Raw genomic sequence first — 21,585 nt, 5'->3', positions numbered from 1 at the left:
AGGTTTTTTTGTATCTAAAATAGAGCAGAATTACTTCTGTTCTATTTTAGCCCATGAGTCACGCAGACCTACAGTTTGGTTAAATACCACGTTCTCTGATTTAGTATCACGTGAAAAATAGCCGGTACGCTCAAACTGGAAACCTTGCGCAGGCTGTGAATTTGCCAATGAAGGTTCTAGTTTTGCATTAGTAATAACAACTAATGACTCTGGGTTTAATGTGCTTTCAAAATCTTCTGCTGCTGCAGGATTAGGCACACTGAATAAACGGTCATATAAACGTACTTCCGCCGTCACTGACTCAGGTGCTGACACCCAATGAATCACCCCTTTTACCTTACGCCCATCGCTTGGGTTTTTACCCAATGTTTCAGGATCGTAAGTACAGTAAATAGTGGTAATTTCACCGTTATCGTCTTTTTCAACACGCTCGGCTTTAATTACATAAGCGCCACGTAAGCGTACTTCTTTATCAAGTACTAAACGTTTAAATTTATTGTTTGCTTCTTCGCGGAAATCTTCACGTTCAATAAAAATTTCACGAGTAAAAGGCACGTCACGGCGACCCATTTCTTCTTTATTTGGGTGATTAGCAACAGACAATGTTTCAACGGTGTCGGCTTGATAATTCTCAATCACGATTTTAACCGGATCAAGTACAGCCATAGCACGCGGTGCATTTTCGTTTAAGTCATCACGGATACACGCTTCAAGCATACCCATTTCAACCATATTTTCTTGTTTAGTAATACCAATACGTAAACAAAACTCACGAATTGAAGCCGGTGTATAACCTCGACGACGAAGACCCGCAATCGTTGGCATACGCGGGTCATCCCACCCTTCTACCTTGTTATTTACCACTAAGTCATTAAGCTTACGCTTTGACATAATTGTGTATTCAAGGTTTAACCGTGAAAATTCAATTTGCTGTGGGTGGCACTCAAGGCTGATATTATCAAGAACCCAGTCGTAAAGACGACGGTTATCTTGGAATTCTAAGGTACATAATGAATGTGTTATACCTTCTAGCGCATCAGAAATACAATGCGTGAAGTCGTACATTGGGTAAATGCACCATTTATCAGCTGTTTGGTGATGATGTGCAAAACGAACGCGGTAAATAATTGGATCGCGCAGCACCATAAATGAGCTGGCCATATCAATTTTAGCACGTAGAACACATTCACCTTCTTTAAATTCGCCATTACGCATCTTTTCAAATAATGCGAGGTTTTCTTCAATCGAAGTATCGCGATAAGGGCTATTCTTACCTGGCTCTTTTAATGTGCCACGGTATTCACGTGCTTGATCGGCTGTTAAAAAACACACATACGCTAAACCTTTTTCAATTAGCTCTACTGCATAGCCGTAAAGCACATCAAAATAGTTTGACGAATATTTAATCTCACCGTCCCAATTAAACCCTAACCACTGTACGTCTTCTTTAATTGAATTAACGTAGTTAATATCTTCTTTTTCTGGGTTTGTATCGTCAAAACGAAGGTTACATAAACCGTTATAGTCTTTGGCGATACCAAAATTTAGGCAAATTGATTTTGCATGGCCAATATGTAAAAAGCCATTTGGTTCTGGTGGAAAACGGGTATGCGTTGTAGCATGTTTTCCACTTGCTAAATCTTCATCAATTCGGGTTCTAATAAAGTTACTTGGGCGATTCTCGATTTCCGCCATAGGAGTATAAACCTCTGTATATTGCGTGATAACAAAACTAATGCATTATTACAAAAACCAAGCGTAACATACAGTAATAGATACGGGTTTATGTTGGTAATTAACAAAGTTTGTTTAATAAGGGATAGTTTATGAACAAAATTTGTTTTAGCGCAATATTTAAGTCATCAAAGCATTCTATAGTATAAAAATAAACCCAACTTACAGGAACGAAAGATGGCTTCATTAAATCAACACCGTGTTTATATCCCAAGCAATGCTAGAGCAAACCATTATTTATTAGCTGAAATCACGCCAAACGATGAGTTTTATAAGAGCTTTAGTAATATTAATGCGTGTTATCAGCGTATTGCTCGCCAACTATTTGCTGCTTGTGATGAATATGAACTTCACAATGTGCATTTACTCGCCAATGATAAACTGCCGGTCGTGCGATTTCATGATGAGTCTTATCAACTTGAAACCGATAAGCAAATGTTGTTTTTCTATAATCCTCGTTACCATGAAGCACATAAACTTCATTACACCGAAGATCAGCAAAGCAAAAAGATTCGCTTACTGTTTTTAGCCACTGGGGATGATATTCGCGCTCACTCCGCCCAATTCCATAATAATGTACAAAAAGTTTTGGATCTTTTACAACAGCAATTATTTGTAGAGCAACCAAGCTTTAAATTACGTGATCATCAGCATTTGACCTATGATTTATTCGCTAAAGAAAAAGGCAATAAAGAAAGTTACGGTTATAAATTAAGAAGTTTATATCCTCGTTATCAATCAAGACAATGCGAGATACCAAGCACACACGCAGAAATGACCTATATCACTTTTTCGATACCGATAACTCGTAATATTAAAACGCAGTTTCAAAGTGAGATTAACAGCCAAACTTATCAGCCGTTCTACACCCACTTTTCAAAACTATTTACCCAGTTATGTGAAGACAATAAACTCACCCACGCTGCAATGGTTGCTAATGGCGCAATGCCAATAATACGCAACAGCCAAGTCGATAGAAATGAAGGAAATGAAGAGCTACAAAAAATTAGTTTTGATATAGAAGATTCAACCCCGCAAATAAAAGTATTTTTTGAAGCCGATAAATTAGTCGAAACACTGCATTTTGTCATTGTTGCAGCTGAGCATAATAAACATGAAATTGGCTATGGTCGTTTTATGAATCAAGTTGAAAAAGCCATACATGGCTTATGTGAGGAGTTAGCAATTAATAAGCAACGCCAAGATTTATCTGTGCGCTTTTTTCAGCATATAAGTTATCCATATTAATTAATCTGAACTCTAGATAACAAAAAGGCTCGCAATTGCGAGCCTTTTTTAAAGAATAAACGCTGATTACCAGCCTGTTTTTTCTTTTAGTGCTTTACCGATTTCAGCAAGTGAACGTACAGTTTTTACGCCCGCAGCTTCTAATGCAGCAAATTTCTCATCAGCAGTACCTTTACCACCAGCGATGATTGCGCCAGCGTGACCCATACGCTTACCTTCTGGTGCAGTAACACCAGCAATGTAAGAAACAACAGGTTTAGTAACGTTAGCTTTGATGTACTCTGCAGCTTCTTCTTCCGCAGTACCACCAATTTCACCAATCATTACGATTGCTTCAGTTTGTGGATCTTTTTCGAACAATTCTAGAACGTCGATAAAGTTAGTACCTGGAATTGGATCACCACCAATACCAACACAAGAAGACTGACCAAAACCAGCATCTGTAGTTTGCTTAACTGCTTCGTACGTTAACGTACCAGAACGAGAAACAATACCTACTTTACCAGGCTTGTGGATGTGACCAGGCATGATACCAATCTTAGTCTCACCAGGAGTGATAACACCTGGACAGTTTGGACCGATCATACGAGTACCTGTTTGATCTAGTTTAACTTTAACGTCAACCATATCAAGTGTAGGAATACCTTCAGTGATACAAACAATCAGCTCGATACCAGCATCGATAGCTTCTAAGATTGCATCTTTACAGAAAGGTGCTGGTACGTAAATCACAGATGCAGTTGCACCTGTTGCTTCTACAGCGTCACGTACTGTGTTAAATACTGGAAGACCAAGGTGCGTTTGACCGCCTTTACCTGGGCTTACACCACCAACCATTTGTGTACCGTACTCAAGCGCTTGCTCTGAGTGGAAAGTACCTTGACCACCAGTGAAACCTTGACAGATAACTTTTGTATCTTTATTGATTAATACAGACATTATTTGCCCTCCGCAGCAGCAACAACTTTTTCAGCCGCGTCTGTTAATGATTCAGCAGCGATGATGTTAAGATCAGACTTAGCAAGTACTTCACGGCCTAATTCAGCATTAGTACCTTCTAAACGTACAACTACTGGAACTGTTACACCTACTTCTTTAACTGCGCCAATGATGCCTTCAGCAATCATGTCACAACGAACGATTCCGCCGAAGATGTTAACTAAAACAGCTTTAACGTTGTCATCTGAAAGGATGATTTTGAATGCTTCAGAAACACGTTCTTTAGTCGCGCCGCCACCAACATCTAGGAAGTTAGCTGGCTTGCCACCGTGTAGGTTTACGATGTCCATAGTACCCATTGCTAGGCCTGCACCGTTAACCATACAACCTACGTTACCATCTAGGGCTACGTAGTTAAGCTCGAAGCTTGCTGCGTGAGCTTCACGTGCATCTTCTTGAGATGGATCGTGCATTTCACGGATTTTAGGTTGACGGTAAAGTGCATTACCATCGATACCAATTTTACCATCTAGACAGTGAAGGTTACCTTCATCTGTGATTACTAGTGGGTTGATTTCAAGTAATGCGAAATCGAAATCGTTGAACATGTTGCCAAGACCCATAAAGATCTTAACGAACTGTTTCATTTGTGTTGGGTTAAGACCCAATTTAAAACCAAGCTCACGAGCTTGGTAAGCTTGAGGACCTACTAAAGGATCAATCTCAGCTTTGTGGATAAGTTCTGGTGTTTCTTCAGCAACAGTTTCAATTTCAACGCCGCCTTCAGTAGACGCCATGAACACAACTTTACGAGAAGCACGGTCAACAACAGCACCTAGGTACAGTTCGTTTGCGATATCTGTACAGCTTTCTACTAAAATTTTAGCAACTGGCTGGCCTTTCTCGTCTGTTTGGTAAGTAACTAGGTTTTTACCTAACCAGTTAGCTGCAAACGCTTTAACTTCGTCGATAGTTTTAACTAGCTTTACACCGCCAGCTTTACCACGCCCACCTGCGTGAACCTGAGTTTTAACAACCCACATATCGCCGCCAATTTTTTCAGCAGCTGCTGCAGCTTCTTCAGGTGTATCGCAAGCGAAACCTTGAGAAACTGGTAAACCATATTCGGCAAAAAGTTGTTTTGCCTGATACTCATGCAAATTCATGATGCTTTATCCAATTTTTTATATTAAAAGAGCTGAATATTTATGCAAATAAACAACTATCCCAAATTGCGTGCCTAGTATAGATCTCATGGCGCTACATGAAAACCCCAGTATGACCTTAGGCGCAAAAAAAAAGCTGTGATTTTAACTCACAGCTTATATTTCATACTACTTAATTAAACATCTAGCAGTAAACGTGTTGGATCTTCAAGTAACTCTTTAATTGTTACTAAGAAACCAACTGATTCTTTACCATCGATTTGGCGATGATCGTAAGATAACGCTAAATACATCATAGGTAAGATTTCAACTTTACCATTAACAGCCATTGGACGATCTTGGATTTTGTGCATTCCTAAGATTGAAGACTGCGGTAAGTTAATGATTGGTGTTGATAGTAATGAGCCGAATACACCACCGTTAGTAATAGTGAAATTACCGCCAGTCATATCGTCAAGTGTTAGCTTGCCATCACGACCTTTAAGAGCTAGCTCACGAATACCTTTTTCGATTTCTGCAACTGATAATTTGTCACAATCTTTAAGTACTGGCGTTACCAAGCCACGTGGCGTAGAAACAGCAATACTGATGTCGAAATAGTTGTGATAAACAATATCATCGCCATCAATTGATGCATTTACATCTGGGAAACGCTTTAACGCTTCAGTTACCGCTTTAACGTAGAAAGACATGAAACCTAAACGGATACCGTGACGCTTTTCAAATACTTCTTGGTACTGCTTACGAAGATCCATTATTGGCTTCATATTAACTTCGTTAAACGTGGTTAACATTGCAGTTGAGTTTTTCGCTTCAAGAAGACGATTAGCAATGGTTTTACGTAAACGTGTCATAGGCACACGTTTTTGAGTACGGTCACCCATTGGTGCTGCTGGTGCTGCTTCTGCTTTCGCTGCTGGAGCAGGTGCTTTTAAGAATTGATCTACATCTTCTTTAGTCACACGGCCATTTTTACCTGAACCTTTTATTTTTGAAGCATCTAGGCCTTTCTCAGCAATTAAACGACGCACTGATGGCGTTAACACATCTGAACTATCGCTTGAGCTTTCTTCTTTGGCTGCTGGTGCATCCGCTTTAGCTTCAGATTTAGCTGGTGCAGCGCCTGCTTTTACCTTACCAATTACTTGCTCACCAAGAACGGTATCGCCTTCGTCATGGATTATTTCACCCATAACGCCGTCTTCTTGGGCAACAACTTCAAGTACAACTTTATCTGTTTCAATATCTACCAAGTTTTGGTCGCGTGTTACGGCGTCGCCTGGTTGAACATGCCAAGTAGCAATTGTTGCATCTGCAACTGATTCTGGAAGTACAGGTACTTTAATATCCACTTCTTTACCTTCTGATGCTGGTGCTGATTGCGCCGCAGGCGCGTCTTCTGATTTATCTGATGCTGAGTCATCTTCTTTTGACTCTTTAGTTGCCGGTGCTTCATCTGCATCGCCAATTAAACCGATCACTTGGTCGCCAAGTACCGTAGCACCCTCTTCTTGTGAAATTTCAGTGATTACACCATCGTTTTGTGCAACCACTTCTAAAACCACTTTGTCTGTTTCAATATCTACTAAGTTTTGGTCACGGCTTACTTTGTCGCCAACACTTACATGCCATGTAGCAACGGAAGCATCTGCAACCGACTCAGGAAGAACAGGAACTTTAATCTCTGTGCTCATTGCTTATCCTTTCTTTTCTATAGTAAGCGCGTCGGCAACGAGCGCTTGTTGTTCTTTAGTATGTACTGACATATAACCACATGCAGGTGATGCTGAGGCTTTACGACCAGCATATTTTAATTTTGCATCTTGTGGAATTGCATCAATAAAGTGATGTTGAGAACAATACCAAGCGCCTTGGTTTTGTGGCTCTTCCTGACACCATACAAAATCTTTAACATGCTGATAACGTTCTATAATCGTCTTCATTTCGTCATGTGGGAACGGGTATAGCTGTTCAACACGAACAATAGCAATGTTGTCTTGCTCAAGCTTACGACGCTCTTGTAATAATTCGTAGTAAACTTTACCACTACAAAATACAACGCGTTCTACTTTCTTCGCATCAATATCATCAATTTCATCGATCACATTGTGGAATACACCCTCAGAAAGCTCTTCAAGTGATGATGTAGCTAATGGGTGACGTAGCAATGATTTTGGCGTCATAACAATCAGTGGACGACGAAGAGGTCTTACCGATTGACGACGAAGCATTGCATAAACTTGTGCCGGTGTTGATGGTACACACACTTGCATATTATGATCAGCACAAAGCTGTAAGAAACGCTCAAGACGCGCAGAGCTATGCTCAGGACCTTGGCCTTCATAACCATGTGGCAATAAACACGTTAGGCCACATAGACGGCCCCACTTTTGCTCGCCTGAACTTAAGAACTGGTCGAATACAACCTGTGCACCATTGGCGAAATCACCAAATTGCGCTTCCCACAGAACAAGTGAAGTCGGCTCTGCAGTTGCATAACCATATTCAAATGCTAATACCGCTTCTTCAGATAAAACCGAATCAAATACTTCAAATGTACCTTGATCTTCACTGATGTTTTGTAGCGGCAAGTACGTTGCACCGTCTTTTTGGCCATGAACAACGGCATGGCGATGGAAGAAGGTACCACGGCCAGAATCTTGACCTGTTAGGCGAATATCCGTGCCTTCAGCAGCAATAGTTGCATACGCTAAAGTTTCTGCCATACCCCAATCAAGTGGTTTTTCACCGGCTGCCATTGCTTTACGATCATCGTATATTTTCTTAACACGTGACTGTGCTTTGTGATCTTCAGGGTAACTGGCAACAATGTTACCAAGTTCTTTAAGCTTCTCTACAGAAACAGATGCATCGTAGTCAACATTCCAATCATGACCAACGTATTTAGCCCAATCAGAAGAGTGTGACGTTTCTGGTTGAATTTCTTCAACCACACAGTTGCCATCATCTAAGCCATTACGGTAATCATCAGCAAGCGCTTTGACTTCATCTTCTGTAAAAGAACCTTCTGAAATTAACTGATCGGCATAAATTAAGCGCGGAACTGGATGCTTTTTGATTTTTTGATACATAACAGGCTGTGTAGCATTTGGCTCATCAGCTTCGTTATGACCATGGCGACGGTAACAAACAAGGTCAATCACTACATCACGCTTAAACTGGTTTCTAAAATCAAGCGCTAATTGCGTAACAAACGCAACCGCTTCAGGATCATCAGAGTTTACGTGGAAAATTGGTGACTGGACCATTTTTGCAATATCAGTACAGTAATCAGTAGAGCGAACATCGTCTTGTTTGCTTGTTGTAAAACCAACTTGGTTATTAACAACGATACGAATACTACCACCACAACTAAATGCATTAGTTTGTGATAAATTAAACGTTTCTTGTACAACACCCTGACCTGCAATTGCAGAGTCGCCGTGAATAGTAATAGGAAGTGCTTTACTGCCCGTTTTGTCGTTTAGACGATCAAGACGTGCGCGTACAGAACCCATTACTACAGGATTTACGATTTCTAAGTGCGATGGATTAAACGCAAGTGCCATATGCACATTGCCGCCTTTAGTCGCGAAATCTGAAGAGTAACCCATGTGATACTTAACATCACCCGAGCTTAATGTGTCTTTGTGTTTACCAGCAAACTCATCAAATAACTCTGATGGATTTTTACCAAGCACGTTCACAAGTACATTTAAACGACCGCGGTGAGCCATGCCGATTACGGCTTCTTTTTGGCCACTTTCACCCGCGCGGTGTATAAGCTCTTTAAGCATAGGTACTAACGCATCACCACCTTCAAGTGAGAAACGCTTAGCACCCGGGAACTTAGCCCCTAAATATTTTTCAAGACCATCAGCCGCTGTTAATCCTTTTAGGATACGTAGCTTTTCATTTTTATCGAATTTTGGCCTAGACTGAACAGACTCTAAACGCTGTTGTAACCAACGTTTCTCTTCTGTTGATGTGATGTGCATATACTCGGCGCCAATAGAACCACAATATGTAGTTTTTAGTGCTTGGTATAACTCACCTAAAGGCATAGTATCGCGGCCTACGGCAAACGATCCTACGTTAAATTCGCGGTCAAAGTCAGCATTTGATAAGTCGTGGTACTCTAGCTCTAAATCTCGTACACGCTCTCGTTGCCAAATACCTAATGGATCTAGGTTCGCATTTTGGTGTCCACGAAAACGGAAAGCATTAATAAGTTGCAGAACTTTAACCTGTTTAAGGTCACCGCCGCTGCCCTCTGCTACCACTACTTCTCTATGCTTGTTTTTAGCAAGCGCCGCAAATTGTGAACGAACTTCTGAATGTTTTACTTCAACATCCACACCATCTACTTTTGGTAATTGTTCGAACACTTCTCGCCATTCTTCTGGCACCGAAGTCGCATCGTCTAAATACGCTTCATAAAGCTCTTCAACATAAGCAACGTTACCGCCGTTTAAATGTGAAGATTCTAGCCATGCCTTCATCACACCTTCGTGCATTTATAAGCCCTTTTTTTTAGCGCAGAAATTAATAGTTATATAACAAGATGGCTAATAAATATTAGCCATCTTTCGTCTACCAGAAATTAAACCGAGCGGTTTAATAACATAGATTTTATTTGCCCAATTGCTTTAGTCGGGTTAAGACCCTTAGGACAAACGCTAACACAGTTCATGATACTGTGGCAACGGAACACACTGAATGCATCGTCTAAGTCGGCTAAACGCTCTTCTGTTGCAGTATCTCGGCTATCAGCTAAGAAACGGTAAGCATGAAGAAGGCCTGCTGGACCTATAAACTTATCTGGATTCCACCAGAAAGAAGGACACGATGTAGAACAACATGCACATAAAATACACTCATAAAGCCCATCTAATTTATCACGCTCTTCAATAGATTGAAGACGTTCGCCTGCAGCAGGCTCGTCATTAATTAAATAAGGTTTTACTTTTTCGTATTGAGTGTAGAACTGACTCATGTCAATAACAAGGTCACGGACAACAGGAAGTCCAGGTAATGGACGTACTACGATTTTACCTTTGCCATTTTTTTGTAGCGTAGATAAAGGAGTAATACATGCTAACCCATTCTTACCATTCATGTTTACACCGTCTGAACCACACACACCTTCACGGCATGAACGACGGAATGATAAAGTTGGATCTTGCTCTTTTAATAATAAAAGTGCATCCAATACCATCATGTCTTGGCCTTCCTCAGTTTGCAAAGTGTAGTCTTGCATACGAGGTGCGTTGTCAACATCTGGATTGTAACGATAAACTGAAAATTGTACTTGTGCCATCGTCTCGCTCCTAGTAGGTACGTGCTTTAGGTGGGAAAGCTTCACGTAGCTTAGGCTCGTAGTTTACTTTACGCTTGCTCATTTCATCCGTTACCGGATTGAATACTGAGTGACATAACCAGTTTTCGTCATCACGATCTGGGAAGTCAAAGCGAGAGTGTGCGCCACGGCTTTCAGTACGGAAGTTTGCAGCTACTGCAGTTGAGTAAGCTGTTTCCATTAAGTTGTCTAATTCTAAACATTCAATACGCATGGTGTTGAAGTCTGATGATTTATCATCAAGACGTGCATGCTGTAGACGTTCACGAATTTCTTTAAGCTCAGTAAGACCCGTAGCCATTGAGTCACCTTCACGGAATACCGAGAAGTTAAGCTGCATACACTGTTGTAGGTCTTTCTTGATTTGTACTGGGTCTTCGCCTTGACCAACTGTTGAGCTTTCCCAACGGTTAAATCGAGCTAAAGACGCTTCTAAATCAGACTCAGAAGCTGCTTTAGAGATTTCAACGTCATTTAGGTACTTACCTAGGAAGTTACCAGCAGCACGACCAAATACAACTAAATCAAGTAATGAGTTACCACCAAGGCGGTTAGCACCGTGTACAGATACACATGCAATCTCACCAACCGCAAATAAACCTTGAACTACTTTTTCGTTGCCAGCGGCATCGATATTTAGTACTTGACCATTTACGTTAGTAGGTACACCACCCATCATGTAGTGACATGTTGGGATAACTGGAATTGGTTCTTTTGCAGGATCAACGTGAGCAAATGTTTTAGCAAGATCACATACACCAGGAAGGCGTAAGTTAAGCGTTTCTTCGCCTAAGTGGTCAAGTTTCAACTTAAGGTGAGGACCCCAAGGACCATCACAACCACGACCTTCACGAATTTCTGTCATCATTGAACGAGCAACAACGTCACGAGATGCTAAATCTTTAGCATTTGGTGCATAGCGCTCCATGAAGCGTTCGCCATCTTTATTTAAAAGATAACCACCTTCACCACGACAACCTTCAGTTACTAGCGTACCAGCACCTGCGATACCTGTCGGATGGAACTGCCACATTTCCATGTCTTGCATAGAAATACCAGCACGAGTCGCCATACCAACACCGTCACCAGTGTTAATGTGAGCATTAGTTGTTGATGCGAAAATACGACCTGCACCACCAGTAGCTAACACAACTGCTTTTGATTTGAAGAAAGTGATTTCACCTGTTTCAATTTCAATTGCTGTACAACCTACTACATCGCCATTATCGTTTTTAACTAAATCAAGTGCATACCATTCTGAGAACACATTTGTTTTGTTTTTAACGTTTTGTTGATAAAGAAGGTGTAATAATGCGTGACCAGTACGGTCAGCAGCTGCTGCTGTACGTGCAGCTTGTTCACCACCAAAGTTTTTCGATTGACCACCGAAAGGACGTTGGTAAACACGGCCATTTTCAAAACGAGAAAATGGTAAACCCATGTTTTCTAATTCAGTAATAGCTTCTGGGCCTGTATTACACATGTATTCGATAGCGTCTTGGTCACCGATAAAATCGGAGCCTTTAACGGTATCATACATATGCCATTCCCAGTTATCTTCATGTGAATTACCTAGCGCTACTGTAATACCACCTTGAGCAGATACAGTGTGTGAGCGTGTCGGGAAAACTTTAGAGATTAGCGCACATGTTTTGCCAGATTCAGTAATAGCAAGAGCAGCGCGCATACCTGCACCACCGGCACCAATTACTACGGCGTCAAATTCACGAACAGAATATTTCACTTAAACACCCCATAAAACGATTAAACCTACAGCTACGTAAGCGATAGCCATTAGGTTTAGTACAAAGCCTAAAAAAGCACGCAATTTAGCGCCCTTTACATAGTCGGTTAGAACCTGCCAAAGGCCAATACGGGTATGAACCATAATGCAAACTAGGGTAATTAATGTCGCCCCTTTCATTGCTAGGTTAGAGAATAGGCCTGTCCAGGCGTCATATGTGACTTCTGGCATCGCTAAAAAATAGCCGATAATAAAAATTGCATACGCACTGATTATTAATGCCGTTGTGCGTAAAGATACATAATCTTGTACGCCATCACGTTTAAGAGTTGCTTGATTTAAGACCATATCCACACCCCTGCCAATACAGCAAACACAACGCCAAGTGCCATCGCAATTTTAGCGCTAGTGTTGCCTGATTCAAGTTCTTCCCAATGCCCCATGTCCATAATAATATGACGGATACCACCAATAAGGTGATAACCCAATACAGAAAGGGTGCCCCAAGCTATAAATTTGGCAATGAATCCGTTAAACAGACCCTTGACGAATTCAAAACCTTCAGCTGAAGAAAGAGACTCTGACCAAGCCCAAATGACAAACGTTAAAGCAAAAAATAATGCAACACCGGTGACGCGGTGAAAAATTGAAGCTTTAGCCGTTGCCGGCATAGATATAGTTGTTAGATCTAGATTTACAGGTCTTTGCTTTTTCACAGTTACTTGCCCATCTTGCCCGCAGTGGGGCTCATCTACTTGTTTTTCTAAAACCCACCAAGTGTTTCTGGTGGAACTATCAAAATAAACGTATTAATACCAATAAAGTTCACTTTTTATGAAAAATATTATGTAAAAAAAGTTTACCCAAATACTAATTGGTTAAAAACCTCCGATAGTATATATAGCCGGAGACTCTTTTACAATTCTTGTTTACTTTGAGACGTTTGCGAATTAGCCAATGGTATAATATTCAATCTATACCGAATATTTATTATACATATGTGCATAATACTTATAAAAATTGACTTTATACCCCTCTTTCACGTTAAAATGTAAAGATGTGCTTAGAATAGATTTTAGAATATAAAAAATCAGAATAGTTATCTTAATAGGAGATACATAGATGGCAGATAAGAAAGCCACAGTCCATATTGATGGGCTAGATCCAATCGAACTTCCAATTTATCAAGGTACTGCTGGCCAAGATGTAATTGATGTACGTACACTCGGCTCACATGGTCACTTTACTTATGACCCAGGTTTCATGTCGACTGGTTCTTGTGAATCTACCATCACTTACATCGATGGTGGTAAAGGTGTTTTACTACACCGTGGTTACCCAATCGAGCAGTTAGCAGAAAGCTCTAACTACATTGAGTTATGTTACTTACTTTTAAACGGTGAGTTACCAACTAAAGAGCAATACGATGATTTTGCTACAAAAATCACTCGTAGCACTATGCTAGATGAGAAAATCGCAAACTTCTTCCAAGGTTTCCGTTTTGATGCTCACCCAATGGCAATGCTATGTGGTGTTGTTGGTGCTTTATCTTCTTTTTATCATGAAGATCTTGATATCACTGACGCAGTTCAACGTAAAACAAGCGCTATTAAATTAGTTGCTAAGTTACCAACAATTGCAGCAATGGCATACAAAACAAACATCGGTCAACCGTTTGTATACCCACGCAATGATCTGAGCTATGCAGAAAACTTCTTACACATGATGTTCTCTGTTCCTGCTGAAGAATACAAAGTAAACCCAGTAACAGCTAAAGCAATGGATAAAATCTTTATGCTTCATGCTGACCACGAACAGAATGCTTCAACGTCAACAGTACGTTTAGCAGGTTCTTCTGGTGCTAACCCTTATGCATGTATTGCTGCGGGTATTGCATCTCTTTGGGGCCCTGCTCACGGCGGTGCTAACGAAGCATGTTTAAACATGTTAGAAGAAATTGGCTCAGTTGATCGTATTGACGAATACGTAGCAAAAGCAAAAGATAAAGCGGATCCGTTCCGTCTTATGGGCTTTGGACACCGTGTTTACAAAAACTTCGACCCACGTGCAACCGTAATGCGTCAAACGTGTCATGAAGTATTAGCAGAGCTAAACATTCAAGATCCATTGCTTGATATTGCTATGAAGCTTGAGCAAATTGCACTTGAAGACCCATACTTTGTTGAGAAGAAACTATACCCTAACGTAGATTTCTACTCAGGTATTATCTTAAAAGCGATTGGTATTCCTACTAGCATGTTCACTGTAATTTTTGCAATGGCACGTACTGTAGGTTGGATCTCACACTGGGACGAGATGCTTTCTCAACCTGGCCACAAGATCAGCCGCCCACGTCAGCTTTACACAGGTGAAACAGCCCGTGATTACAAAGCAACTGACAAGCGCTAAGCTTTAAAGTTAGTTTAAAAGGCCGCTTTTGCGGCCTTTTTTATTACACGTTACTTGAGAATTATCTTAAACCGATTACAATTCCTGCCCAAATTGATTAACTTTATGAGCCTATGTCTGTGTCCTCGTTTGATCCTAAAACAATCCGTAATGATTTCCCTACCCTAAATCAGACAATCAATGGTTACCCTTTGGTTTATTTAGACTCGGCAGCAACAACACAAAAGCCACAATGCGTGATTGACGCTACTAACGAGTTTTACACCTATCAGAATGCAAATGTTCATCGCGGCCGTCATACCCTTAGTGAGCAAGCTACAACGGCTTATGAGCTAGTACGTCAACGCGTTGCTGATTATTTTCAGGTAAGCGGTAATGAAATTGTTTGGACTAAAGGCGCTACTGAGGCGATTAACTTAGTTGCACATGGCCTAAGAAATACATTAACAACTGACGACACCATTTTAATTAGCCCAATCGAGCATCACGCGAATATTGTGCCATGGCAAGAACTTGCGGCATACACTGGAGCAACCTTAAAAGTGCTGCCACTCAATGACGATGCCACCTTTGATATTAGCCAGTGTTGTGACGTGATTAAACTTACCAAGCCTGCGCTGCTAGCTATTACACAAGCCTCTAATGCGCTGGGCAATATTACCGATTTAACTCCGCTGATAACCGCTGCGAAGGCAGTAAATGCGTTAACTTTAGTCGATGGCGCACAAGGCGCTCTGCATTTAAGACCTAATTTAATAAAGCTTGATTGTGATTTTTACGTGTTTTCAGCTCACAAAATGTTGGGGCCAACAGGATTAGGCGGTTTATATGGCCGCTACAGCACACTTAATGCATTATCGCCTTACCAAACAGGCGGTGAAATGATTGAAAAAGTGACCCTAACGCAAAGCACTTATCGTGACGCTCCCGCTAAGTTTGAAGCAGGAACACCGAATATAGCCGGTGTTTTAGGCTTCGGTGCGGCGCTTGAGTATATAATTGCACTTGATCAGCAAACATTAAAGCACTATGAACAACAGTTGTTTATTTATGCAGCGAACGCACTGAATCAAATAGACGGTATTAGTATCTATAGCGACCTAAAATCGAACATTGGTACATTGTGCTTTAATTATAAAAATGAACATCCGTATGATCTGGCAACTTTACTTGACGGCTATGGTATTGCAGTGCGAAGTGGTCATCATTGTACCCAACCATTAATGACCCATTTGAAACTAAATGGCTCACTCAGAGCGAGTTTTGCATTTTATAATACGACTAAAGATGTAGACCAATTTATTACTGCGCTTAAAGAATGCATCGCTTTATTAGACTAATTTGGATAAATAATGACTCAGACATACCAACGGGTAAGTAAAAACATTGAAAGCAGTGCAAGCTGGCAACAGAAATACCGTGAAATTATGTTACTTGGCAAAACACTCCCACCACTTGCCGATATATTAAAAACCGACGATGCGCTCGTGCAAGGCTGTGAGAGTAAAGTGTGGATGTTTGTTGAATTTGACCTAACCGAGAATGCGTTGGTTGTGATTGGTGATTCTGATACGCGCATAGTGAAAGGCTTATTGGCGTTAATTTTAGCCCTGTATAACGGTTTAACACCAGAAGAGGTGTTAAACGTTAATGCCTATGAAGAATTTGAAAAACTTGGCTTAATTAGCCACTTAAGCGCTTCTCGCGGCAATGGAGTAAAAGCCATGGTTGAAAAAATACAAACCTTAGCCAAACAAAAAGCGCGTTAAGCGCTTTTTATAACAGTATAATAAGCAGCTTGTAGTTAAATATTTAAACGTGCACGCTTATCTAAATATTTTCTCACTGCTTTAGCGGCAACAAAGAATCCAAAACTTCCAGTGATCATCGTCACTGATCCAAAGCCATTATTACAGTCCATATTCATACTGCCATCTGCATTTTGTTTCGCATGACACACATTGCCATCGCTACCTGGATAAACAAGCTGCTCTGTTGAATATACACAGTCAATATTAAATTTACGTTTTGGGTTAGAGCTAAAATTATATTGCTTACGCAAAATATAACGTACTTTTGCAAGTAATGGATCTTGGGTGGTTTTTGCCACATCACCAAAAGTAATTTGACTCGGATCGGTTTGCCCACCTGCACCGCCCGTGGTAATTATAGGCAATTTATTACGCTTACAGTGCGCGATTAACGCCGCTTTTTCTTTTACCGCATCTATACAATCTATTACATAATCAAAGCCTTGAATATGCTCTTGAATATTATCAAGGGTAATAAAATCGTCAATCACATTCACTATACACTCAGGGTTTATCAGCTCGCAGCGCGCCTTCATAGCATCCACTTTAGCTTCGCCTATTGTACCTGTTAAGGCATGAATTTGACGATTGACATTGGTTGCGCAAATATCATCTAAATCAATTAAGGTGATTTTACCCACACCGGTACGCGCTAGTGCTTCAGCAGTCCAACTGCCTACACCACCAATACCCACAACACAAAAATGTGCTTGCTGTAACCACTCAAATTGCTGTTGACCATATAGTCGTTTAATACCACCAAAGCGGATATCAGTTACTTGTTCACTCATTTACCAATCCAATTTCCACGGCGTTTGCCAAGAATCAAAATCTTGATGTTTTATTAATTGCGCATACTCTTCACCAGATTGTGGCAACAGGGTATGTTGTATTTTTTGCCCTTTCCAATTAAAATCCAGCGCAAATGCATGTAAATAGGTACGCTCTGCAGGGCTCCCTGCATAACTCGCATCACCCATTATGGGGGCACCCAAACTCTTTAATGCCACCCTAAGCTGATGAGTTTTTCCCGAATAGGGTTTTAATAAGTAAGCTCTAAAACCGCTTTTAAAGCTAAACGAATAAAAACGTGTAATAGCAGGGTTACTTTGTGAGTTTAATAATTTATACGTGCCACGGCGAGACTTAGCCATATCACCTTTAACCCAGCCTTGCTTTTTTTTAGGCTTGGTATCACTGACCGCTAGATAAAACTTATTAATCGCGTGCTGGGTAAATAATTGCGTAAATTCAGCTGCTGCCGCTTTGCTTCGCGCGAGTATAATCAACCCAGAGGTGACTTTATCTAAACGGTGTACTGCAAATAATTTTTCGTTTAACTGTTGCTCAGCTAGTACCACAAAACCGGGACCTTCCTCAGAGTGAAAATTGAGCCCTTGCGGTTTATTTATGATGTAAAAATCATCATGCGTATATTGCACTTTTAATACAGGCGTTTGTGTTGTGTTCACGCGCTTTTACTTTGAATATGGGCAACCACTTTAGCCAAATCTTCTGGTGTGTCGACTCCTGCATGAGGGGTAACTAATGCTTGCTCTATTTTAATTGCATAACCATGGTATAGCACGCGTAACTGCTCTAACGATTCAAGTAGTTCTAATGGTGAAACACTTAATTCAATATATTGCTTTATAAATCCTGCACGGTAAGCATAAATACCCACGTGACGTTGAAAAGGCGCTAAATTCAGTGGTTGCTGCTCTGCCATCATGGTACTCCTATCAAAAGGAATACTCGCTCTTGAAAAGTACAAGGCATTTTTATTAATGTCACTGACCACTTTAACCGCATTAGGATTAAACACTTCATCACGCTCTTCGATAGCAACACTTAAGGTTGCCATTGGTGCAATTGATTGCGCTAATAATGTCGCCACTTGCGATACGTTATCAGGGGATAACAAAGGTTCATCACCTTGTACATTTACCACGATAGTGTCATCGGCTAAATTAAGTAAATCCACCACCTCGGCTAAGCGCTCTGTACCTGATTGATGATCTTCACGTGTCATCAAAACGTTACTAGTAAAACGTTTAGCAGCATCAAACACTTTTTGATGATCGGTGGCAATAACCACCTTGCTAGCTCCTGACAAACAGGCTTTTTCATACACATGCTGTATCATTGGTTTGCCACAAATATCAGCGAGCGGTTTACCTGGTAAACGCGTAGAAGCGTAACGCGCAGGGATAACAACTACGAATTCCACTTTTCTACCTCTTCAAGAGACAATTCTCGGGCTTCGTTTTCAAGCAATACCGGAATATCATCGCGTACAGGGTAAGCTAGTTTTGCTGCAGTGCTGATCAGCTCTTGGTTTTCTTTATCAAAGCGCAACTTACCTTTACATACAGGGCAAGCAATAATTTCGAGTAACTTAGTGTCAAAGGCCATGATGGATCCCTTTTTCTTTTAATAATAAATTTAATGTGTTTATTACTGCTGCAGTTGGCTGAGCGTCAACTGGCAAGTAATACCAATTCGGCTTTGCAAAATCACGGCACTTAACCGCATCTTTTTCTGTCATTAATATACAGTCATCACCAAATTGAGCAAAATCATCAGCACTGTAAGCATAATGATCGCGAAAGTGATGCGTAGACAGTAACTTAATACCTTGTGCTTGCAGTGAAGCCTCAAAACGACCTGGGTTACCAATCGCACTTACCGCGTGCGCAGCCTTTAAGGGCGTCGTTATATCAGTATTATCGGCAACACGTTTAATAACTGATGGTTGCAAGCGATAACTAAATTCTTGCTCAGAGCCATTTTCAATGACTAAATCTACACTGTTTAAACGAGAGGCGGTTTCACGAAGTGGTCCTGCTGGCATTAAAAAGCCATTACCAAATTTTCTTTCGCTATCAACAATACAACATTCTATACTGCGCGCCATTTTGTAATGCTGCATGCCATCATCTGAAATAATCACATCAAGCTTGAAATGTTTATTGAGCATTTCTATATTGTGCTGCCTATTTGGCCCCACAACTAACGGACATTGTAAACGGTTAAATAAAAGTACCGGCTCATCCCCAGCCTCTAAAGTAGTCGTATTGGCAGTCACTAATAATGGGTAATGAGCTGCTTTCCCACCATAGCCGCGACTAATTAAACCAACGGATAAACCTTGGGCGATTAAGTGATCATGCAGCCATAATACAAATGGAGTTTTACCATTGCCGCCAACGCTTATATTACCAACCACAATAACCGGTGTTTTGCTGATAAACGATTTAAAAATGCCGAACTTGTAGCAGTATTTACGCAGCAAAGAAATACAGCCAAAAATAGCGGACAGTGGTAATAGCAATAACGTAATTAAACTAAAAGGTTTGTACCAGCTTTGCTCTATTTTACTCACCCCTGCTCACCAAACTGCATTTTACAAAGAGCTGAGTAGGTACCATCGTTAGCCAGTAATTGAGTATGCGTGCCACTTTCTATCACTGTACCGTTATCAATCACATAGATACGGTCACTGTTTTCAATAGTCGATAGCCTATGAGCGATAACAATAGAGGTTTTATCTTTCATTAATGTATCAAGGGCATGTTGAATAAGCTTTTCAGACTCTGTATCCAAGGCCGAGGTCGCTTCATCTAAAATTAAAATAGGTGCGTCTTTTAAAATAGCACGGGCAATCGCAATACGTTGGCGTTGACCGCCTGAAAGCATTACCCCGTTCTCACCAACCATAGTATTAAGTTGCTCGGGTAAGTCTTTTACAAACTCCCACACATGAGCTTGCTTCGCAACGGTGTGAAGCTCTTCGATAGAGATTTCTCGTTGTAAACCATAACAAATATTATTGGCAATCGTGTCATTAAATAGCACCACTTGTTGCGACACTAACGCAAATTGACGGCGAAGATCAGTAAGCTTATATTCATTAAGAGCAACGCCATCGAGTAAAATTTCGCTTGGCGCTTCTAAGTCATAATATCGGGGTAACAAATTAGAAATTGTTGATTTACCCGAGCCAGAGCGGCCAACAAGCGCAATACTCTCACCGGCTTTAATGTTCAGTGATAAATCGTTAAGCACCGCTTCATCCTTGGTTGGGTATTTAAAGGTCACGTTTTTTACCTCAATATGCCCTTTTACCTTATCAACCGGTAAAGTACCCGTGTCTTTTTCTATTTCTTCATCAAGTACTAAAAAAACACTCTGCGCAGCTGAAATACCACGCTGTAAATCGCTGTTAACATTAGCCAATTGTTTTAGTGGGCGCAGTAACATCATCATTGATGAAATAAGCACTACAAAATCACCAGAGCTAATGCTGTCTATCATTGAGGGCATAGAGACAACCCATAAAATAACAGCCATTGCACTGGCGGCTAAAATTTGAATAATAGAGACACTTAACGCCTTAGTCGCATCCATTTTGATACGTTGCTGGCGATTATGATTATTAATTTTAGAAAATTGATCAATTTCTTGCGTTTGGCCACCAAAGCCATGGATCACCTTGTGACCACTCAGCATTTGCTCTGAGCTACGTGTTACCTGTCCCATAGCAGACTGAATATTTTTCGAGATATGACGAAAACGTTTAGATACCACGGCTACTATGATGGCTACCAGTGGGATAATCACTAAAAAGATTAACGATAGTTGCCAACTGGTATAAAACATCAAAGCGAGTAAAAACACCACAAAAGCGCCTTCACGCACTACAATAAGCAAAGCTTTGGTAATTGCTTGTTGAACTTGCTCAGTATCAAAGGTAATTTTTGAAATAAGATCGCCCGTCGAATTTTTATCGTGAAAGGATACCGGTAAATGTAAAATGTGCTCAAACAATTCTTGGCGCAGCGCTCTCACTACTTGTGAGCCTACATAGCTTAAACAGTACGATGACATAAAGTTAAATACGCCACGCCCGATAACCAGCGCAATAACAACAAATGGCGCATAAGTAAGTACCTGACTGTTACGCTCATTTAAACCTTCATCGATAAACGGCTTCATCAGTTGAATGAATAATGCATCCATACCTGAGTAACCTATCATTCCAATAATCGCGACGATGGCAACCGTCTTATAGGCGCCAACGTAAGAAACAAGCCGTTTATAAATTTGTGTAGTACTTTGTTCCATAACACTCTCTAAAACCAGTAACAGCCCCTATTGTATCCTTAGCAACAG

The 21,585-nt window shown here is 40.7% G+C and carries 19 protein-coding genes; 4 read left to right on the top strand and 15 right to left on the bottom strand.

The genetic code is table 11. From position 1 onward, the window contains the following. Positions 1-30: 30 nt before the first annotated feature. Positions 31-1,695 carry a glutamine--tRNA ligase gene (gene glnS / locus P20439_RS01480; RefSeq protein WP_008464057.1) on the bottom strand — a complete coding sequence of 555 codons (1,665 nt, stop codon included), beginning with the start codon at positions 1,693-1,695 and terminating at the stop codon, positions 31-33. A 216-nt stretch (positions 1,696-1,911) separates the two neighbouring features. Between glnS and P20439_RS01475 the strand changes: the two genes are divergently transcribed. Then, entirely contained in the window at positions 1,912-2,982 is a 1,071-nt protein-coding gene (locus P20439_RS01475) for a DUF3083 family protein (RefSeq protein WP_008464055.1), read from the top strand. 66 nt (positions 2,983-3,048) lie between these two features. Here the strand turns inward: P20439_RS01475 and sucD are convergent, their stop codons facing one another. From sucD to sdhC, 8 genes are all read right to left on the bottom strand, one after another. Then, a complete protein-coding gene (sucD, locus tag P20439_RS01470; protein WP_008464054.1) occupies positions 3,049-3,921 on the bottom strand; it encodes a succinate--CoA ligase subunit alpha in 873 nt (290 codons plus the stop codon). After that, on the bottom strand, positions 3,921-5,087 hold the full coding sequence (gene sucC, locus P20439_RS01465; RefSeq protein WP_008464053.1) for an ADP-forming succinate--CoA ligase subunit beta: 1,167 nt from the start codon (positions 5,085-5,087) through the stop codon (positions 3,921-3,923). Before sucC ends, sucD begins: the two co-directional genes overlap by 1 nt. 176 nt (positions 5,088-5,263) lie before the next feature. Continuing rightward, complete coding sequence (odhB, locus tag P20439_RS01460; protein ID WP_008112094.1) at positions 5,264-6,781, bottom strand: 2-oxoglutarate dehydrogenase complex dihydrolipoyllysine-residue succinyltransferase; 1,518 nt, start codon at positions 6,779-6,781, stop codon at positions 5,264-5,266. Between the two features lie 3 nt (positions 6,782-6,784). Beyond that, positions 6,785-9,604 carry a 2-oxoglutarate dehydrogenase E1 component gene (gene sucA, locus P20439_RS01455; RefSeq protein ID WP_008112092.1) on the bottom strand — a complete coding sequence of 940 codons (2,820 nt, stop codon included), beginning with the start codon at positions 9,602-9,604 and terminating at the stop codon, positions 6,785-6,787. Between the two features lie 86 nt (positions 9,605-9,690). Continuing rightward, on the bottom strand, positions 9,691-10,407 hold the full coding sequence (locus P20439_RS01450; RefSeq protein WP_008112091.1) for a succinate dehydrogenase iron-sulfur subunit: 717 nt from the start codon (positions 10,405-10,407) through the stop codon (positions 9,691-9,693). Positions 10,408-10,417: 10 nt separating this feature from the next. Further along, a complete protein-coding gene (gene sdhA / locus P20439_RS01445) occupies positions 10,418-12,190 on the bottom strand; it encodes a succinate dehydrogenase flavoprotein subunit (RefSeq protein ID WP_008112088.1) in 1,773 nt (590 codons plus the stop codon). Continuing rightward, positions 12,191-12,538 (bottom strand): succinate dehydrogenase, hydrophobic membrane anchor protein, encoded by a 348-nt coding sequence (gene sdhD, locus P20439_RS01440; RefSeq protein ID WP_008112086.1) that lies wholly within the window; start codon positions 12,536-12,538, stop codon positions 12,191-12,193. It abuts the gene before it with no gap. Further along, entirely contained in the window at positions 12,529-12,906 is a 378-nt protein-coding gene (sdhC, locus tag P20439_RS01435) for a succinate dehydrogenase, cytochrome b556 subunit (protein ID WP_010390126.1), read from the bottom strand. Before sdhC ends, sdhD begins: the two co-directional genes overlap by 10 nt. 406 nt (positions 12,907-13,312) lie before the next feature. On the opposite strand from sdhC, the gene P20439_RS01430 reads away from it, so the two are divergent. From P20439_RS01430 to P20439_RS01420, 3 genes are all read left to right on the top strand, one after another. Next, entirely contained in the window at positions 13,313-14,599 is a 1,287-nt protein-coding gene (locus P20439_RS01430) for a citrate synthase (protein WP_008112082.1), read from the top strand. A 113-nt stretch (positions 14,600-14,712) separates the two neighbouring features. After that, positions 14,713-15,939, top strand: a complete 1,227-nt coding sequence (locus P20439_RS01425) for an aminotransferase class V-fold PLP-dependent enzyme (RefSeq protein WP_008112081.1) — start codon at positions 14,713-14,715, stop codon at positions 15,937-15,939. Between the two features lie 12 nt (positions 15,940-15,951). Next, on the top strand, positions 15,952-16,368 hold the full coding sequence (locus P20439_RS01420) for a SufE family protein (RefSeq protein ID WP_008112079.1): 417 nt from the start codon (positions 15,952-15,954) through the stop codon (positions 16,366-16,368). A 35-nt stretch (positions 16,369-16,403) separates the two neighbouring features. Here the strand turns inward: P20439_RS01420 and tcdA are convergent, their stop codons facing one another. The 6 genes from tcdA to msbA are packed head-to-tail and all read right to left on the bottom strand — an operon-like array spanning position 16,404 to position 21,537. Beyond that, on the bottom strand, positions 16,404-17,201 hold the full coding sequence (gene tcdA, locus P20439_RS01415; protein WP_008112077.1) for a tRNA cyclic N6-threonylcarbamoyladenosine(37) synthase TcdA: 798 nt from the start codon (positions 17,199-17,201) through the stop codon (positions 16,404-16,406). Then, positions 17,202-17,882 carry a TIGR01621 family pseudouridine synthase gene (locus P20439_RS01410; protein WP_008112076.1) on the bottom strand — a complete coding sequence of 227 codons (681 nt, stop codon included), beginning with the start codon at positions 17,880-17,882 and terminating at the stop codon, positions 17,202-17,204. It abuts the gene before it with no gap. Next, the gene (gene kdsB, locus P20439_RS01405; protein ID WP_008112075.1) at positions 17,879-18,640 is read right to left on the bottom strand and encodes a 3-deoxy-manno-octulosonate cytidylyltransferase; all 762 of its coding nucleotides are present in this window, start codon (positions 18,638-18,640) and stop codon (positions 17,879-17,881) included. The genes P20439_RS01410 and kdsB overlap by 4 nt, the downstream gene beginning before the upstream one ends. After that, positions 18,628-18,825, bottom strand: coding sequence for a Trm112 family protein (locus P20439_RS01400; protein ID WP_008112074.1), 198 nt, complete (start codon positions 18,823-18,825; stop codon positions 18,628-18,630). Before P20439_RS01400 ends, kdsB begins: the two co-directional genes overlap by 13 nt. Further along, a complete protein-coding gene (gene lpxK / locus P20439_RS01395; protein WP_008112073.1) occupies positions 18,815-19,795 on the bottom strand; it encodes a tetraacyldisaccharide 4'-kinase in 981 nt (326 codons plus the stop codon). Before lpxK ends, P20439_RS01400 begins: the two co-directional genes overlap by 11 nt. After that, entirely contained in the window at positions 19,792-21,537 is a 1,746-nt protein-coding gene (gene msbA, locus P20439_RS01390; protein ID WP_008112072.1) for a lipid A export permease/ATP-binding protein MsbA, read from the bottom strand. The genes lpxK and msbA overlap by 4 nt, the downstream gene beginning before the upstream one ends. Positions 21,538-21,585 lie beyond the last annotated feature (48 nt).

Origin of the sequence: Pseudoalteromonas sp. BSi20439, from assembly GCF_000241165.1 — a bacterium.
Taxonomy (GTDB): domain Bacteria; phylum Pseudomonadota; class Gammaproteobacteria; order Enterobacterales; family Alteromonadaceae; genus Pseudoalteromonas.
Note: the sequence above shows the minus strand (reverse complement) of the source record. Positions and strands in the feature narration are given on the sequence as shown.

Coding starts and splice junctions, on each gene's coding strand:
- sucA (WP_008112092.1), bottom strand. CDS start 9,604: ATGCACGAAGGTGTGATGAAGGCATGGCTAGAATCTTCACATTTAAAC.
- P20439_RS01425 (WP_008112081.1), top strand. CDS start 14,713: ATGTCTGTGTCCTCGTTTGATCCTAAAACAATCCGTAATGATTTCCCT.
- P20439_RS01475 (WP_008464055.1), top strand. CDS start 1,912: ATGGCTTCATTAAATCAACACCGTGTTTATATCCCAAGCAATGCTAGA.
- tcdA (WP_008112077.1), bottom strand. CDS start 17,201: ATGAGTGAACAAGTAACTGATATCCGCTTTGGTGGTATTAAACGACTA.
- glnS (WP_008464057.1), bottom strand. CDS start 1,695: ATGGCGGAAATCGAGAATCGCCCAAGTAACTTTATTAGAACCCGAATT.
- P20439_RS01400 (WP_008112074.1), bottom strand. CDS start 18,825: ATGGCCTTTGACACTAAGTTACTCGAAATTATTGCTTGCCCTGTATGT.
- odhB (WP_008112094.1), bottom strand. CDS start 6,781: ATGAGCACAGAGATTAAAGTTCCTGTTCTTCCTGAGTCGGTTGCAGAT.
- sucD (WP_008464054.1), bottom strand. CDS start 3,921: ATGTCTGTATTAATCAATAAAGATACAAAAGTTATCTGTCAAGGTTTC.
- sdhD (WP_008112086.1), bottom strand. CDS start 12,538: ATGGTCTTAAATCAAGCAACTCTTAAACGTGATGGCGTACAAGATTAT.
- sucC (WP_008464053.1), bottom strand. CDS start 5,087: ATGAATTTGCATGAGTATCAGGCAAAACAACTTTTTGCCGAATATGGT.
- P20439_RS01420 (WP_008112079.1), top strand. CDS start 15,952: ATGACTCAGACATACCAACGGGTAAGTAAAAACATTGAAAGCAGTGCA.
- P20439_RS01450 (WP_008112091.1), bottom strand. CDS start 10,407: ATGGCACAAGTACAATTTTCAGTTTATCGTTACAATCCAGATGTTGAC.
- msbA (WP_008112072.1), bottom strand. CDS start 21,537: ATGGAACAAAGTACTACACAAATTTATAAACGGCTTGTTTCTTACGTT.
- P20439_RS01430 (WP_008112082.1), top strand. CDS start 13,313: ATGGCAGATAAGAAAGCCACAGTCCATATTGATGGGCTAGATCCAATC.